Origin of the sequence: Pedobacter westerhofensis (genome assembly GCF_900182595.1) — a bacterium.
GTDB classification, from domain to species: domain Bacteria; phylum Bacteroidota; class Bacteroidia; order Sphingobacteriales; family Sphingobacteriaceae; genus Pedobacter; species Pedobacter westerhofensis.
In genome coordinates, this window is record NZ_FXTN01000005.1 from 90,422 (window position 1) to 107,733 (window position 17,312).

A 17,312-nucleotide genomic window follows, 5' to 3' on the forward strand; every position below is an offset into this window, starting at 1 on the left:
TATAATTTTATAAATAGAAATAAAGCTCAAATGGCAGTTTATAGATTTAGAATTAGTTTTGAAGACTTCGATGAGGTAGTTCGTGAGATCGACATCAAATCAACCCAAACCTTTGAAGATTTGCATAAGGCCGTACATCGTTCTACAGGGTACAGTGCGGAGAAGTCTTCTTCTTTTTATGTAAGTTCTGATCACTGGATCAAAGGCGATGAGATTGCTTATCTTCCAAACCAAAGAAAGATTGATCGTGGTGTTGCCCTGATGGAAAATGCAAAATTGAGCAAATTTATCGAAGACCCGCACCAAAAGTTCTATTACATCTATAATTTTGACCGCCCTTTCGATTTTCATGTGGAGCTGATCAAAATTATTCTGACTACTGATCCAAATATAGAATACCCGGTACTTTTCAAAAGTATTGGTGAAGCCCCAAAAATATTTGACTCTACCAACGGCGCAGCAGCAGCAATCGCAGCTACGGCAGCAACTCCTGCATCCAGTGATTTTGATTTCCTCAATGAAATGGATTTTGTTCCGGAAGATTCTGAAGAGATAGAAGCTATGGACGGCAGGGGTATTACTACCTCAGAAAAAAGCGATGATGCAGACGAAGAAGAGGATGAAGACAATGACGATTTTGCTGAAGGCGATGATTTCGGTGACGAAGAATTTGACAGCAAGGAAGACTACTAATGCCAGACAATGGCAAAAATAAAACATTAATTGTAATCGCTGGCCCAACAGCAATAGGTAAAACTGCTTTAGCTATTGAGTTGGCCCGGCACCTTTCTACAGAGATCATCTCTGCTGATTCAAGGCAGTTCTTCCGTGAGATCTCTATCGGAACAGCCAAACCAAGTCCTGAAGAACTGGCTGCAGCAAAACACTATTTTATTGATTCCCATTCCATTACCACGTTTTTCAGCACCGGAGATTTTGAAAAGCAGGCGCTGGAAGTGCTTGCAGGGATTTTTGCTAAAAACAATACAGCGATTATGGTGGGCGGCTCCGGGCTTTACCTGGATGCAGTAACAAAAGGGCTGGATGAACTGCCTGATACCGATATGCAGATCAGGGAAGAACTGAACGCCCTGTTCCGGATAGAAGGGCTGGAACCGATCAAAGAGAGGCTGGCAGCGGCAGATCCTGAGTACTATGCAAAGGTAGACCAGTTTAATCCGCAACGCATGATCCGCGGACTGGAATTTTTTCTGTCTACCGGAAAGAAGGTTTCTGCCTTTCTCACCAACAGCAAAAAAGAAAGGCCCTTCAATATCATTAAAATCGGACTGAACCTGGACCGCGATCTGCTTTATCAAAGAATCAACCACAGGGTTGATCTGATGCTCGCTGAAGGTTTATTGGATGAAGTTAAAGGCGTAACGCAGTACAGGGACTACAACGCCCTGAAAACGGTAGGCTACGCGGAACTGTTTGATTATCTGGACGGGACGCTCACGTACGAAGCAGCAGTAGATAAGATCAAACAAAATACCCGTCGTTTTGCGAAACGTCAGCTCACCTGGTTCAGACGTGACAAAGATATACAGTGGTTTGAACCACAATCCCCGGCGACTGCAGTGATCAGGTATGTTGATCAGATTTTGGGCAAATAACTGTCTAAGCCAGCGCCGTAGGGCCTCCTAAATTCATCGGAAACCCGGTAGTCTCTTCCTGTGTTTTTATCCTGCCGTTAAGCGCCTCAAACTTCTCTATGTTGTCCTGCATGGCCAGCATTAATCTTTTGGCGTGTTCAGGCGTAAGAATAATTCTTGATTTTACTTTTGCTTTCGGCAAGCCCGGCATCACCCTGATGAAATCAACTACAAATTCTGTATTCGAATGTGTGATGATTGCCAGGTTTGAAAATATACCCTCTGCCACTTCTTCAGAAAGCTCGATGTTAATCTGATTATCGTTGTTTTGATTCTCCATATAGCAAAACTACTTCTTTAAATGCTTAAGCTGTTAGCTAAACCAAAAAATAATTTGCAGCACACAATCAGAATCCATGCTTAATGTGGCCGCCGATCCTTCTGGCGAATAAGTTATGATAATAGACGATAAAATTGAGCAAAAAAAAATCCCCCCTGAATCATCAGGGAGGATTTTAGTATTTATCTGAAAGACTATGCGTCTACTTCTTCTTCTTGTTTAGAAGCTAACAGTTTGTCATATTCTTCCTGTGAACCAACAATGATACGTTCGTAACCACGAACACCAGTTCCCGAAGGAATTAAGTGACCTACAATTACGTTCTCTTTCAACCCAAGCATATTGTCACGTTTACCTGCAATCGCAGCTTCGTTCAATACTTTTGTAGTTTCCTGGAAGGAAGCTGCAGAGATGAATGATTTCGTACCTAATGAAGCACGGGTGATACCCTGTAATACAGAACTGGCAGTTGCCGATCTTGCATCACGAACTTCGATCTGTTTCAGATCTTTACGTTTTAACTGAGAATTTTCATCTCTTAATTTACGCAGAGAAAGAATCTGACCTGGTTTAACAGTATTTGAATCACCAGCATCGATTACCACTTTTTTGTCATAGATCTCATCATTTTCGATCATGAAATCCCAACGGTCAACAGAGTTATTCTCCAAGAACGTTGTATCTCCCGGATCTTCAATGTGGACTTTCTGCATCATCTGGTGAACGATTACTTCAAAGTGTTTATCATTGATCTTCACACCCTGTAAACGGTAAACCTCTTGTATACCATTTACCAGGTATTCCTGAACAGCGGCAGGTCCTTTGATCGCTAAGATATCCGCAGGAGAAATTGATCCGTCTGATAATGGCATACCAGCTTTTACAAAGTCGTTATCCTGTACAAGGATGTGTTTAGACAATGGAACCAGATATTTTTTAACTTCGCCATCTTTCGATTCGATAGTCATCTCACGGTTACCACGTTTCACACCACCTAAGGTTACCACACCATCAATCTCGGTTACTACAGCCGGGTTAGATGGGTTACGTGCTTCGAACAATTCAGTTACACGTGGTAAACCACCCGTAATATCTCTTGTTTTACCTGTTGCACGTGGAATCTTAACAAGGATCTGACCAGTTTTAACAGCTTCTCCATCATCAATTGAAACGTGAGCTCCAACCGGGATGTTGTACTGTCTGATCAGTTCGCCTTTTTTATCTACAACCCTAACAGAAGGGTTTTTAGTTTTATCACGTGTATCAATAATTACTTTCTCACGGTGACCGGTTTGCTCATCTGACTCTTCACGGAAGGTAACACCTTCGATAATGGCATCAAACTCAATTTTACCGGCAAACTCTGAGATAATTACCGCATTGTACGGATCCCATGAACAGATCTTATCGCCTTTAGAAATTTTGGCTCCTTCTTCAACGTAAAGGAATGAACCATAAGGGATATTGTTGGTCATGATCACTTTGCCGGTACCTTCTTCAACGATTTTGAACTCGCCGGAACGTCCCAGTACAATTTGTTTCACACCTTCTTCACCTGTATCATTTGCTACAGTACGAACATTCTCAAATTCGATGATACCATCAAACTTCGCATTGATCTGAGATTCAGCAGCAATGTTTGATGCGGTACCACCCACGTGGAATGTACGCAGTGTTAACTGTGTACCCGGCTCACCGATTGACTGTGCAGCAATTACGCCGACAGCTTCACCTTTCTGAACACGTTTACCAGTGGCAAGGTTACGTCCGTAACACAATGCACAAACACCTCTCTTATTTTCGCAAGTCAGTACAGAACGGATCTCAACACCTTCAACCGGTGATTCGTCAATTGCTCTCGCAATATCCTCGTCGATATCCTGACCAGCAGAAACCAATAATTCACCATTCAGCGGGTTAAATACGTCATGCAGCGAAATACGACCTAAGATTCTGTCATACAATGGCTCAACGATATCTTCGTTATCTTTCAGGGCAGTAGTATACATACCTCTCAAAGTACCGCAATCTGCAGAGTTAACGATCATATCCTGGGCAACATCATGTAAACGACGTGTCAGGTAACCCGCATCCGCAGTTTTTAACGCCGTATCCGCCAAACCTTTACGCGCACCGTGAGTAGAGATAAAGTACTCTAATACTGACAGTCCTTCTTTAAAGTTTGAAAGGATCGGGTTTTCAATAATTTCACCACCTGAACCAGATTTCTGAGGTTTTGCCATCAGACCACGCATTCCGCAAAGCTGACGAATCTGCTCTTTAGATCCACGTGCTCCGGAGTCAAGCATCATGTAAACTGAGTTAAAGCCCTGGTTATCGCTCGATAACTGCGTCATCACGAATGATGTTAAACGGTTATTGATACGGGTCCAGATATCGATGATCTGATTGTAACGCTCGTTATTGGTAATGAATCCCATGTTATAGTTATTCCTTACCTCATCAACCTCTGCCGAAGCCTGCTCCAATAAAGCATGTTTCTCAACAGGGATGTTTACATCCTGCAGGTTAAACGATAATCCACCTCTGAATGCCATCAGGAAACCAAGCTCTTTAATATCATCCAGGAATCTGGATGCACGTGCCATACCGGTAACCTTCACTACATCACCAATGATATCCCTAAGGGATTTCTTGGTCAGCAATTCATTGATATATCCTACTTCTTCCGGTACCATTTGGTTAAACAGTACACGTCCAACAGTAGTTTCAGTTAATTTATTGGTGATCACTCCATCAGCATCTTTCACATTTACCTTAACCTTGATAAACGCGTGAAGATCGATTCTTTTCTCGTTGTAAGCAATGATTACTTCTTCAGGAGAATAGAATGAAGAACCTTGTCCTTTAACTACACGTCCTTCGTCAGTTTTACGGCCTTTAGTAATATAATAAAGACCCAAAACCATATCCTGAGATGGTACCGTAATTGGCGTACCGTTCGCAGGGTTCAGAATGTTGTGTGCAGCAAGCATCAGTACCTGGGCTTCCAAAATAGCAGCATGACCCAAAGGTAAATGCACAGCCATCTGGTCACCGTCAAAATCCGCGTTGAATGCAGTACACACCAATGGGTGTAACTGGATTGCTTTTCCTTCAACCAATTTAGGCTGGAAGGACTGGATACCCAATCTGTGCAGCGTAGGCGCACGATTCAGTAATACAGGGTGTCCTTTTAAAACGTTCTCCAGGATATCCCACACTAAAGGGTCCTTCCTGTCTACAATTTTCTTTGCAGATTTTACCGTTTTAACGATACCGCGTTCAATCATCTTGCGAATGATAAACGGTTTGAACAGCTCTGCTGCCATATCTTTTGGTAAACCGCACTCATGTAATTTAAGGTTTGGACCTACAACAATTACCGAACGTGCCGAATAATCCACACGTTTACCCAATAGATTCTGACGGAAACGACCTTGTTTACCTTTCAGGATATCTGAAAGAGATTTCAATGCACGGTTACCTTCAGTTTTTACTGCATTTACTTTACGTGAGTTATCAAATAACGAATCCACAGCTTCCTGCAGCATACGCTTTTCGTTACGTAAAATTACTTCCGGTGCTTTGATCTCGATCAAACGTTTTAAACGGTTGTTACGGATAATCACACGACGGTACAGGTCATTTAAATCTGAAGTAGCAAAACGGCCACCTTCAAGAGGTACAAGCGGACGCAATTCCGGTGGAATAACAGGAACAATTTTGATAATCATCCATTCAGGATTGTTCTCAATGCGTGTTCTTGCACCACGGAAAGCTTCAACAACCTGTAAACGTTTTAACGCTTCGTTTTTACGTTGTTGTGAAGTCTCGTTTGCAGCCTGGTGACGTAAGTTGTAAGATAAAGTATCTAAGTCAATACGTTTCAGTAAATCCTCTAATGCTTCAGCACCCATTTTGGCGATGAATTTATTAGGATCTTTATCATCCAGGTACTGGTTTTCTTTTGGTAATTTATCTAAAATATCAAGGTATTCTTCTTCAGTAAGGAAATCCATGTACTGGATACCCTGTTCTTCCATTAAACCTGATTGAATAACTACATAACGCTCGTAGTAAATGATCAAATCAAGTCTTTTTGTAGGAAGGCCTAATAAATAACCGATTTTATTTGGCAGTGAACGGAAATACCAGATGTGCGCCACAGGAACAACAAGATTAATGTGTCCCATACGCTCTCTGCGTACTTTTTTCTCCGTTACCTCAACACCACAACGATCACAAACAATACCTTTATAACGGATACGTTTGTATTTGCCACAGTGGCATTCGTAATCTTTAACCGGACCAAAAATTCTCTCGCAGAACAAACCATCACGTTCTGGTTTGTAGGTACGGTAATTGATCGTCTCAGGTTTTAACACCTCACCACTAGAGCGCTCTAAAATAGCCTCCGGCGATGCCAAACTAATGGTAATCGAGGTGAAATTGCTTTTTAATTTATTATCCTTTTTGTAAGACATAGCTCTGTTGTTTGAATTTGAAAATTTAAAAAACCGGAACGGGATGAACCCGTTCCAGCATTAAAAAATTCAACATTAGTCTAACGTAATATCTAAACCTAATCCGCGCAGCTCATGTACCAGTACATTGAATGATTCCGGTACACCTGGAGTCGGCAGGTTCTCGCCTTTTACAATCGCTTCATAAGTTTTGGCCCTTCCGATCACATCATCCGACTTCACAGTCAGGATCTCCTGAAGGATATTAGCGGCACCAAATGCCTCTAATGCCCAAACCTCCATCTCACCAAAACGCTGACCACCAAACTGGGCTTTACCACCCAATGGCTGTTGTGTAATCAATGAGTATGGTCCGATTGAACGGGCGTGCATTTTATCATCAACCATGTGGCCTAATTTCAGCATGTAGATAATACCTACTGTTGTTGGCTGGTCAAATCTCTCACCCGTTAAACCATTATGTAAATAGGTTCTTCCTGAAGCCGGAACACCAGCTTTAGCGATCCATTCTTCTACTTCGTCATGTTTAGCACCATCAAAGATCGGGGTTGCAAATTTCACACCCAGTTCTTTACCGGCCCATGCCAATACAGTTTCATAGATCTGTCCAAGGTTCATACGTGAAGGTACACCCAGTGGGTTCAACACGATATCAACAGGAGTTCCGTCATCAAGGAACGGCATATCTTCATCACGAACGATACGGGCTACAATACCCTTATTACCGTGACGTCCTGCCATTTTATCCCCTACTTTCAGCTTACGTTTTTTGGCTACATAAACTTTTGCCATCTGCACAATTCCTGAAGGCAACTCATCACCTACACTAATCGCAAATTTATCGCGTTTATAAGCACCCAGTTCTTCGTTTACACGGATACCATAGTTATGGATCAATAATTTGATCTGATCATTTTTGTCATCATCAGTAGTCCATTTGTATGGGTTGATGTGTGCAAATTCCAGATCAGATAAACTTTTCTGTGTAAACTTAGCACCTTTAGCAAACAGCAATTCTTTGTAAACGTTGTAAACACCCTGCGATGTTTTTCCGTTAACGATCTGGAATAATTTATCTACCAGTTCATTTTTAAGATTTGTTGTAGCCAGGTTATATCTCTTGTCTAACTTCTCTATCGCTGCTTTTTCTTCAGCTTTGGTAGTTTTCTTAGCTCTTGAGAACAATTTGGTATCAATTACCACACCTTTGATCGAAGGAGGTGTTTTCAGTGATGCATCTTTCACATCGCCTGCTTTATCTCCAAAGATCGCACGTAATAGTTTCTCTTCCGGTGAAGGATCTGACTCACCTTTAGGAGTAATCTTACCGATCAGGATGTCGCCTTCTTTAACTTCAGCACCGATACGGATGATACCATTTTCATCTAAATCTTTTGTTGCTTCTTCAGAAACGTTAGGGATATCCGGTGTTAATTCCTCTTCCCCGCGTTTCGTATCACGCACTTCAAGTTCAAACTCTTCAATATGCAGTGAAGTAAAGATATCTTCACGAACAATACGCTCGCTGATTACGATCGCATCCTCAAAGTTATATCCCTGCCAAGGCATGAACGCTACTTTTAAGTTACGGCCTAATGCCAGCTCACCATTTTCAGTTGCATAACCTTCACATAATACTTGTCCTTTAACAACTTTCTGTCCTTTCTTAACGATTGGTTTCAGGTTGATACAAGTGTTCTGGTTGGTTTTCTTGAATTTGATTAATTTATAAGTTTTGCTGTCACCTTCAAATGAAACTAAACGATCTGCATCGTTTCTTACATATTTAATGGTGATTTCGTTAGCATCTACATATTCAACAACACCATCGCCTTCAGCGTTGATCAGCGTTCTCGAGTCGCGTGCTACACGGCCTTCAAGACCAGTACCAACAATCGGCGCTTCAGGACGTAACAATGGTACGGCCTGACGTTGCATGTTGGAACCCATCAGGGCCCTGTTCGCATCATCATGCTCAAGGAACGGAATCAGTGAAGCAGCAATTGAAGTAATCTGATTTGGCGCCACGTCCATCAAGTCTAATTTCTCAGGCTCAATAATCGGGAAGTCACCCTCGTAACGTGCTTTTACACGCGCCGTAGTGAAGTTACCTTTATCATCATACTCAGCATTTGCCTGTGCAATTGTTTTTCCGTCTTCGTCTTCAGCAGAAAGATAAATTACATCTTCATCAACAGAAACGATACCGTCCTTAACTTTTTTGTAAGGTGTTTCAATGAATCCTAATGTATTGATCTTTGCATGCACACAAAGAGATGAAATCAAACCAATGTTTGGTCCCTCTGGTGTTTCAATCGTACACAACCTGCCGTAGTGGGTATAGTGAACGTCACGCACCTCAAAACCTGCTCTCTCACGTGACAGACCACCTGGGCCTAAGGCTGACAAACGACGCTTGTGCGTAATCTCTGCCAAAGGATTTGTCTGGTCCATGAACTGCGACAACTGGTTGGTACCAAAGAATGAGTTAATAACCGACGATAAAGTACGGGCATTAATCAAATCAGTTGGGGTGAAAACCTCATTGTCACGGATGTTCATCCGCTCACGGATTGTACGTGCCATACGCGCCAGACCTACACCAAACTGAGCATATAACTGCTCACCTACTGTACGTACACGACGGTTTGACAAGTGGTCGATATCATCCACTTCTTCTTTGGAGTTGATCAGTTTAATCAGGTACTTAACAATTGCAATAATATCCGCTTTTGTTAATACTTTAACGTGATCAGGCGTATCCATTTTCAACTTGCGGTTGATCCTGTAACGTCCTACGTCTCCAAGGTCATAACGTTTATCCGAGAAGAACAAACGCTCGATGATACCTCTTGCAGTTTCCTCATCAGGCGGTTCTGCGTTACGCAGTGCACGATAGATGTTTTCAACAGCCTCTTTTTCAGAGTTCGAAGTATCCTTCTGTAATGTATTATATATAATTGTATAATCAGCCTGGCTTGCACCATCATCTTTAGATAAGATAATCGTTTTTACACCAGCATCAATGATCATATCAATGTGCTCATCTTCTAAAACAGTATCCCTGTCCAAGATCACTTCGTTACGATCAATAGATACTACCTCACCGGTATCCTCATCTACAAAATCTTCAACCCATTTTCTTAAAACTCTTGCGGCAAGTTTACGTCCGATGTATTTCTTCAAACCTGATTTGCTCACCTTTACTTCATCAGCAAGGTCGAACAGCTCAAGAATGTCCTTATCAGAATCGTAACCGATCGCACGCAACAGTGTGGTAACCGGGAACTTTTTCTTACGGTCAATGTATGCATACATGACGTTGTTCACGTCAGTAGCAAACTCTATCCATGATCCTTTGAAAGGAATAACACGGGCCGAGTAAAGCTTGGTACCATTGGTGTGACGGCTCTGGCCAAAGAACACACCTGGTGACCTGTGTAACTGAGAAACAATTACACGCTCCGCGCCATTGATCACGAAAGTACCTTTTGGAGTCATATATGGGATAGTTCCCAGATATACATCCTGAATAATAGTTTCAAAATCTTCGTGTTCCGCATCATTACAAGACAATTTCAACTTTGCCTTTAAGGGAACACTATAAGTTAACCCACGGTCGATACACTCAGGTATATCATAACGCGGCGGGTCAATAAAATAATCAAGGAATTCCAGAACGAAAATGTTCCGGGAGTCTGTGATTGGAAAGTTTTCAGCAAATACTTTAAACAAGCCTTCAGTGTGACGGTTGTCTGATGTAGTTTCTATCTGGAAAAATTCTCTGAATGATTGCAACTGTACATCAAGAAAATCTGGGTAATCTATGATGTGCTTACTACGTGCAAAATTTACTCTTTGGTCGACTTTATTTGCCAAGGTACTAAAGTTAAATTTAGTTTAAGAATAAACTATTTGTTTGGTTTGCCGTGTACATCCCACCAACCAAACTTAGATGAAATGTATATAAACAGGTATAGACTCCGACTGGACAGTCGGAGTCTATGTTTGAAGTTATATTAAAATTAAGTGATTACTTAATCTCAACTACTGCTCCAGCTTCTTCTAATTGAGTTTTCAAAGCGTTAGCTTCGTCTTTAGAAACACCAGTTTTAACTTCTTTTGGTGCACCATCAACTAAGTCTTTAGCTTCTTTCAAACCTAATCCAGTTAAGTCTTTTACCAACTTAACAACTGCCAGTTTAGAACCACCAGCTTCTTTCAGGATTACATCGAAAGTAGATTTTTCTTCAGCTACCGGAGCAGCATCACCAGCAGGACCTGCAACAGCAACTGCAGCAGCAGCTGGTTCGATACCATACTCGTCTTTAAGGATTTGAGCTAATTCGTTAACTTCTTTAACTGTTAAGTTTACCAATTGCTCAGCAAACGCTTTTAAATCTGCCATGATTATAGAGTTTTAAATATTTTACGTAAATGAATTTATTATTATAGAACTTATAAGGTGTTCCTTAACCTTCTCTTTCCTGAAGAGTTTTAACAATTCCTGCGATTTTACCACCACTTGATTTAAGGGCAGAAATAACATTTTTAGCTGGTGATTGTAACAAGCCAATGATGTCTCCAATAAGCTCTTCTCTTGATTTAAGGCTTACTAATGCATCTAAATGATTATCTCCAACAAAGATCGCTGTGTCAATAAATGCTGCTTTTAATACTGGCTTATCAGCTCCGCCTTTTCTCAGGGCTTTGATCAGCTTAGCTGGACCGTTACCTGTTCTTGAGAATAAGATCGCTGACTGGCCTTTTAAAGCTGCGAAAATATCTGAGTTATCGCCTTCCAATCCTTCGATCGCTTTTCTGATCAAAGTATTTTTAGCAACCTGCATTTCAATACCGCTTTCGAAACATTTGCGACGGATGTTGTTAACTTTCTCAACAGATAAGCTTGATGTGTCGGCAATATAAAAATTACCAAATTCCTGCATCTTCTCTTGAAGAGCCGAAACTACTTCGTTTTTTTCTTCTCTGTTCATAATTAGATACCCGCTACTGATTTAGTTTCGATTGCAATTCCAGGGCTCATTGTAGAAGACACGTGAATGCTTTTAAAATAAGTTCCTTTTGCAGCAGATGGTTTCAGCTTAGAAATTACCTGAAGTACTTCTAATGCATTTTCATATATTTTTTCCGCTGGGAATGATACTTTTCCTACTGAAGCATGAATGATACCACTTTTGTCAACTTTAAAATCAATCTTACCGCCTTTTACGTCAGTAACTGCTTTTCCAACATCGTTGGTAACAGTTCCTGATTTAGGGTTTGGCATCAGGTTACGTGGACCTAAAACGCGGCCCAGTTTACCTACTTTTGCCATACAAGCAGGAGTAGTGATAATAATGTCAACATCAGTCCATCCACCTTCAATCTTGGCTACATATTCGTCTAAACCTACGAAATCTGCACCTGCCGCTTTAGCTTCTTCTTCCTTGTCAGGATTACAGAGAACCAATACACGTACAGTTTTACCTGTACCGTGTGGTAAAGTAGCGATACCACGAACCATTTGATTCGCTTTACGCGGATCAACGCCTAATGAGATGTCGATATCAACCGAAGCATCAAATTTGGTAGTTGTGATTTCTTTTACCAAAGCAGCCGCATCCTGTAAAGAATACGTTTTACCGATTTCTAGTTTAGCATGTGCCTTTTTTTGATTTTTTGTTAATTTAGCCACTGTTGTAAACTGTTTATTGTTAATTAATTTGTCCAGGGTGCATCGCCGCTAACGGTGATTCCCATACTGCGTGCTGTACCGGCAACCATACTCATTGCCGATTCGATAGTGAAAGCATTTAAATCAGTCATTTTATCTTCAGCAATTGACTTAACCTGATCCCAAGTCACCGAACCAACTTTCTTACGGTTGGGCTCAGCAGAACCACTCGCTAATTTGGTAGCATCCTTTAACTGGATAGCAACCGGAGGGGTTTTGATGATAAATTCGAAAGACTTGTCAGCATAAACAGTAATTACAACGGGTAATACTTTACCAGGCTTATCTTGGGTACGAGCGTTGAACTGCTTGCAAAACTCCATAATGTTCACCCCTTTAGCACCTAACGCAGGTCCTACCGGTGGTGATGGATTTGCAGCTCCACCCTTGATTTGTAATTTAACAAGCGCACTGACTTCTTTTGCCATTTTCTGTTTTGTTAATTGTAATACTCAATGTTAAAATGTTGGAAGCATGTAACATTTAAGGTCTTTATAATAGTATTCTATTCTTTTTCTACCTGCATATAGTTCAGTTCCAGCGGAGTTTTACGTCCAAAGATCTTCACCATAACTTTCAATTTCTTTTTCTCTTCGTTCACTTCTTCAATCACCCCGGTAAATCCGTTGAAAGGACCGTCCATTACTTTAACGTTCTCTCCAACATAATAAGCCACATTCATGGTTTCACCCTGCTGGCTCATTTCATCTACCTTACCAAGGATACGGTTAACCTCTGCCTGGCGCATTGGAACCGGATTGCCGCCTTTATCACCTAAGAAACCGATTACACTGTTTACATTTTTTATAATGTGTTCCAGCTCACCATCTAACGTAGCTTCAATCAAAACGTATCCAGGGTAAAAGTTGCGCTCTTTTGCAATCTTTTTTCCCTCTTTCATCTGGTAGTATTTTTCCATTGGAATCAATACCTGAGGAACGAGATGGGAGAAACCTAAACGACTTATTTCAGAATCGATATACTGTTTTACCTTCTTCTCTTTTCCGCTTACCGCCCTAACTACATACCATTTTAGCTGATCGTTCATTTAGCAATATTAATTGAGTGATTTATAAAAAGTATCCAAAACAAATGTAGACCCTTTATCCATTGCAAAGATAACAACTGCAATAATCAAAGAAGCTACCAGCACCAGCACCGCAGAGCTTTGCAGCTCTCCCCATGTAGGCCAGGTAACCTTTTGGGTCATCTCCTCATACGATTCTTTAATAAATTGAACTATGCTAGCCATATTTAAGTTTTTGCACGGGAACAAGGATTCGAACCCTGATCAAAGGTTTTGGAGACCTCTATTCTACCGTTGAACTATTCCCGTGTATATGATCAACCCGGAGGTTAATACAAACATTTTTTAGAACAAAGTACCCAGGCGTTATCCCGGGTACTTTGTTTTATTATAAATTTTAATCCCCGGAGGGTTTAAAATTATTTTACAATTTCAGTTACCTGACCAGCTCCTACTGTTCTACCACCCTCACGGATAGCGAAACGAAGACCTTTTTCCATTGCGATTGCGTTGATCAATTTAACATTGATTGTAACGTTATCACCTGGCATAACCATTTCAGTTCCTTCTTGTAACGTGATTTCTCCTGTTACGTCTGTGGTACGGAAATAGAATTGCGGACGGTATTTGTTAAAGAATGGAGTGTGACGTCCACCTTCTGCTTTTGATAATACATAGATCTCAGCTTTGAAATCAGTGTGAGGAGTTACAGAACCTGGTTTACAGATAACCATACCACGACGGATATCAGTTTTCTCAATACCACGTAACAATAAACCTACGTTATCACCAGCTTCACCATAATCAAGGATCTTACGGAACATCTCAACACCTGTTACAGTTGATTTAAGATTTTCAGCACCCATACCCAGGATCTCAACAGGATCTCCAGAGTTGATTACACCACGCTCGATACGACCAGTTGCAACAGTACCACGACCAGTGATCGAGAATACGTCCTCAACAGGCATCAGGAATGGAAGCTCAGTCAAACGTGGAGGAATTGGAATGTAGCTATCTACAGCATCCATTAATTCCATGATTTTTCCAACCCATTTCTCATCACCGTTCAAACCACCTAAGGCAGAACCTTGAATAACAGGGATGTCATCACCAGGGAAATCATAGAAAGATAACAATTCACGAACTTCCATCTCTACTAATTCAAGTAATTCAGGATCGTCAACCATATCCACTTTGTTCATGAAAACTACCAATGAAGGAACACCTACCTGACGAGCCAATAGAATGTGCTCGCGAGTTTGTGGCATAGGACCGTCTGTAGCAGCTACAACGATAATTGCTCCATCCATTTGTGCAGCTCCAGTAACCATGTTTTTCACGTAATCCGCGTGACCTGGACAGTCAACGTGTGCATAGTGACGGTTAGCTGTTGAATACTCAACGTGTGCAGTGTTAATCGTGATACCTCTTTCTTTTTCCTCTGGTGCAGAGTCAATTGAATCAAATGAACGCGCCTCAGATAAACCAGCATCAGATAACACTTTAGTGATAGCTGCTGTTAAGGTTGTTTTACCGTGGTCAACGTGACCGATAGTGCCGATGTTTAAGTGCGGCTTGCTGCGGTCAAACTTTTCTTTTGCCATGTTTTTATACTTATTAGTAGGTTAACTTTTATTTTTAATTATTGTTATAATACAATTTCAATACAAAAAACCTTGTTGATTCTGTCCATACTAACAGAGTTAACAAAGCCTCGTTTATGTTTTATTCCTGAGCCAACGATGGGACTTGAACCCATGACCTCTTCCTTACCAAGGAAGTGCTCTACCGCTGAGCTACGTCGGCTTTTTTATTCTCTTCACAATCTCAATACCGGTCTGGCATTTACACTGTGACCATCCTGCCGACTGCCCTTTGAACGAAGAGCGAAAGACGAGGTTCGAACTCGCGACCTATAGCTTGGAAGGCTATCGCTCTACCAACTGAGCTACTTTCGCTTTTATAATGTGGGGGGAGAAGGATTCGAACCTTCGAAGTCTTGCGACAACAGAGTTACAGTCTGTCCCATTTGGCCACTCTGGTATCCCCCCATTCTCCTAAACCGTCTCATCTTACAATGCAGGTTTAAAAGAGCCTCCTATCGGGATCGAACCAATGACCTACTGATTACAAGTCAGTTGCTCTACCAGCTGAGCTAAGGAGGCTTTTATTATTTTTTACTAAACATTCACAGAACAAACCAGCTCTTTAAGGGTTAACCCCTGTTCCGAATTGGAATGCAAATCTACAAGAATAATTGTTACTTGCAAAACTATTTTCAAAAAAAAACCAGCAGTTTTGGTACTGCTGGTTTTTCCTTCAAAAGTTCTGAAAATAGTTTCCTAATAATCAGTCACTTCATTCGCATTCAGCAGCGCTTTATGCTCTGAAAGTTTTGCTCTTGTTTTATCTTTATGTTTGGTGATTTGTTTTTTTAGCGATTCAATTGATAAATCCGTAGCCTCCTCAAAGCTCTTGCATTGTTCCTTTGCAAACAATACCCCTCCCGGAACACTCAGTTTTATCTCACTTATCTTATTAGCCTCATCTTCTACATTCTCTAGTTTCAAATAGACTTCTCCACTGATAATCTGGTCGTGGAACTGCTCCAGTTTGTCAACTTTCTTCTGAATGAAATCCAACAATTTGTGGTCTGCATTGAAATGGATTGATTGAACTGTAATTTTCATGTTTTCCTCCTTTTTTATGCCTTTGGATGGGCTTGTTTATATATTGTTTTTAATCTTTCAATAGAATTGTGTGTGTACACCTGTGTAGCCGCCAGACTGGCATGGCCAAGTAATTCCTTAATCGCGTTCAGATCCGCTCCCCTGTTCAGCAGGCTTGTGGCATAAGAATGCCGCAATACATGAGGGCTTTTCTTGTCCTGTGTGGAAATATACGTCAAATAACTGTTTACAATCTTGTAGATAAAGAGCGGGTAAACTGCCGTTCCTTTATTAGTAACGAACAAGTCTTCACTTTTGTTATTAAAATTCTGCAATGATTTAAGCTCAATATACGTTTTTAACTGAACCACAAGCTGTTTGGTCACCGGAATAATTCTTTCTTTTTTCCTTTTTCCCAAAACCCTGATCGTTTCTTCATAAAAATCAATATCAGTCACTTTCAGCCCCAAAAGTTCGGCAAGCCGCATCCCTGTTCCAAAAAGCACCTCGATCACCAGCTTATCGCGAATAGAGGGAAAGGTATCATCAAAGAACTCGCCCGAATCCAGCAGATAATCCAGTTTCTCGTCATCCACAAATACCGGCAAACGGACAGGCACCTTCGGCGCTTTGATCATCGCCATCGGACTTCCGGTAATGATTTTACGGCGGTGCAGGAATTTATAAAAGCTGCGGAGGCTGGACAGTTTTCTGCCGATGGAATTTGCGCCGATCTGCTCATCCATCAGGCGGACAATGTAATCCCGTATGTGCACATGCCTGGCCTCTTCGGGCGCAAGTTCATAAGTATCCAGGATATAGTCTGTAAAATGCACAAGATCCGTTCTGTAGGCAAGTACGGTATGTGGAGAATAACGCTTCTCGTGCTGGATATATGTTAAAAAGGATTCGACTGACATGCATCAAAAATTTGTATCCTGTAGGGTCAATGTACACAATATGTATATAAAAAAAAAGCGCCGGAGGAAATATCCTTCGGCGCTTAATATATTTTATATAAAAATATCTGGTAAGATTAAATTTTTCCTTCCAGGTGCATATTTTCTTTATAAATCGCGTGTTTAACCAATGTACGACGAGCAACAGATTTTTTCTCGTATGCCTGACGGCTACGTAGTTCTCTCAACACACCAGTTTTCTCAAATTTCTTCTTGAAACGTTTTAAGGCTTTATCTAGTGATTCGCCGTCTTTAATATTAATGATGATCATAACGTTAAAATACCTCCTCTCGTTGTTTTTAGGACTGCAAAGGTAATACATTAATATGGATTATCAGCATTTAATTTTAAAAACCTCCAAAATATCAATGTATTAAGAGAGAAAATTGAACGGTCCGCCCCGAAAGATTCAAAAAGTCGCAGGCACTGCATCGGAACTTATTATACAAATGAAAAATCCGGTACACCTTTTCAGCGCACCGGATTGTTTAATT

General features: G+C 41.0%; 15 protein-coding genes and 5 tRNA genes. 2 read left to right on the forward strand and 18 right to left on the reverse strand.

The genetic code is table 11. The features are described 5' to 3' along the window. Nucleotides 1-30 precede the first annotated feature (30 nt). A complete protein-coding gene (locus tag FN831_RS10670) occupies nucleotides 31-693 on the forward strand; it encodes an IS1096 element passenger TnpR family protein (RefSeq protein WP_142528228.1) in 663 nt (220 codons plus the stop codon). Next, nucleotides 693-1,616 (forward strand): tRNA (adenosine(37)-N6)-dimethylallyltransferase MiaA, encoded by a 924-nt coding sequence (gene miaA, locus FN831_RS10675; RefSeq protein WP_142528229.1) that lies wholly within the window; start codon nucleotides 693-695, stop codon nucleotides 1,614-1,616. The genes FN831_RS10670 and miaA overlap by 1 nt, the downstream gene beginning before the upstream one ends. A gap of 4 nt (nucleotides 1,617-1,620) precedes the next feature. On the opposite strand, the gene FN831_RS10680 is transcribed toward miaA, so the two are convergent. The 18 genes from FN831_RS10680 to rpsU form a co-directional block, all read right to left on the reverse strand. Then, nucleotides 1,621-1,935, reverse strand: a complete 315-nt coding sequence (locus FN831_RS10680; protein ID WP_142528230.1) for a DUF3467 domain-containing protein — start codon at nucleotides 1,933-1,935, stop codon at nucleotides 1,621-1,623. 194 nt (nucleotides 1,936-2,129) lie between these two features. Next, nucleotides 2,130-6,422, reverse strand: coding sequence for a DNA-directed RNA polymerase subunit beta' (gene rpoC / locus FN831_RS10685; RefSeq protein ID WP_142528231.1), 4,293 nt, complete (start codon nucleotides 6,420-6,422; stop codon nucleotides 2,130-2,132). A 75-nt stretch (nucleotides 6,423-6,497) separates the two neighbouring features. Next, entirely contained in the window at nucleotides 6,498-10,301 is a 3,804-nt protein-coding gene (gene rpoB / locus FN831_RS10690; protein WP_142528232.1) for a DNA-directed RNA polymerase subunit beta, read from the reverse strand. 154 nt (nucleotides 10,302-10,455) lie between these two features. After that, nucleotides 10,456-10,830, reverse strand: a complete 375-nt coding sequence (gene rplL, locus FN831_RS10695) for a 50S ribosomal protein L7/L12 (protein ID WP_142528233.1) — start codon at nucleotides 10,828-10,830, stop codon at nucleotides 10,456-10,458. 64 nt (nucleotides 10,831-10,894) lie between these two features. Then, nucleotides 10,895-11,419 (reverse strand): 50S ribosomal protein L10, encoded by a 525-nt coding sequence (rplJ, locus tag FN831_RS10700; protein ID WP_142528234.1) that lies wholly within the window; start codon nucleotides 11,417-11,419, stop codon nucleotides 10,895-10,897. A gap of 2 nt (nucleotides 11,420-11,421) precedes the next feature. Then, entirely contained in the window at nucleotides 11,422-12,120 is a 699-nt protein-coding gene (gene rplA, locus FN831_RS10705) for a 50S ribosomal protein L1 (RefSeq protein WP_090559092.1), read from the reverse strand. Nucleotides 12,121-12,143: 23 nt separating this feature from the next. Continuing rightward, nucleotides 12,144-12,587, reverse strand: coding sequence for a 50S ribosomal protein L11 (gene rplK / locus FN831_RS10710; RefSeq protein WP_037443979.1), 444 nt, complete (start codon nucleotides 12,585-12,587; stop codon nucleotides 12,144-12,146). 77 nt (nucleotides 12,588-12,664) lie between these two features. Then, nucleotides 12,665-13,207, reverse strand: a complete 543-nt coding sequence (gene nusG / locus FN831_RS10715) for a transcription termination/antitermination protein NusG (RefSeq protein WP_041878241.1) — start codon at nucleotides 13,205-13,207, stop codon at nucleotides 12,665-12,667. 9 nt (nucleotides 13,208-13,216) lie between these two features. Beyond that, nucleotides 13,217-13,411: a preprotein translocase subunit SecE gene (gene secE, locus FN831_RS10720; protein ID WP_142528235.1), complete on the reverse strand. Its 195-nt coding sequence runs from the start codon at nucleotides 13,409-13,411 to the stop codon at nucleotides 13,217-13,219. 13 nt (nucleotides 13,412-13,424) lie between these two features. Continuing rightward, nucleotides 13,425-13,495 (reverse strand) — tRNA-Trp (locus FN831_RS10725). A 110-nt stretch (nucleotides 13,496-13,605) separates the two neighbouring features. Continuing rightward, a complete protein-coding gene (gene tuf / locus FN831_RS10730) occupies nucleotides 13,606-14,793 on the reverse strand; it encodes an elongation factor Tu (protein ID WP_068403186.1) in 1,188 nt (395 codons plus the stop codon). A 130-nt stretch (nucleotides 14,794-14,923) separates the two neighbouring features. Then, a tRNA-Thr gene (locus FN831_RS10735) sits at nucleotides 14,924-14,995 on the reverse strand. Nucleotides 14,996-15,074: 79 nt separating this feature from the next. Then, a tRNA-Gly gene (locus tag FN831_RS10740) sits at nucleotides 15,075-15,147 on the reverse strand. Nucleotides 15,148-15,157: 10 nt separating this feature from the next. Further along, nucleotides 15,158-15,240, reverse strand: a tRNA-Tyr gene (locus FN831_RS10745). Nucleotides 15,241-15,281: 41 nt separating this feature from the next. Then, nucleotides 15,282-15,354, reverse strand: a tRNA-Thr gene (locus FN831_RS10750). A 177-nt stretch (nucleotides 15,355-15,531) separates the two neighbouring features. Further along, nucleotides 15,532-15,879: a ribosome hibernation-promoting factor, HPF/YfiA family gene (gene hpf / locus FN831_RS10755; RefSeq protein WP_142528236.1), complete on the reverse strand. Its 348-nt coding sequence runs from the start codon at nucleotides 15,877-15,879 to the stop codon at nucleotides 15,532-15,534. 14 nt (nucleotides 15,880-15,893) lie between these two features. After that, nucleotides 15,894-16,778, reverse strand: a complete 885-nt coding sequence (locus FN831_RS10760) for a tyrosine-type recombinase/integrase (protein WP_142528237.1) — start codon at nucleotides 16,776-16,778, stop codon at nucleotides 15,894-15,896. Between the two features lie 116 nt (nucleotides 16,779-16,894). Next, complete coding sequence (gene rpsU, locus FN831_RS10765; protein ID WP_041878250.1) at nucleotides 16,895-17,089, reverse strand: 30S ribosomal protein S21; 195 nt, start codon at nucleotides 17,087-17,089, stop codon at nucleotides 16,895-16,897. Nucleotides 17,090-17,312 lie beyond the last annotated feature (223 nt).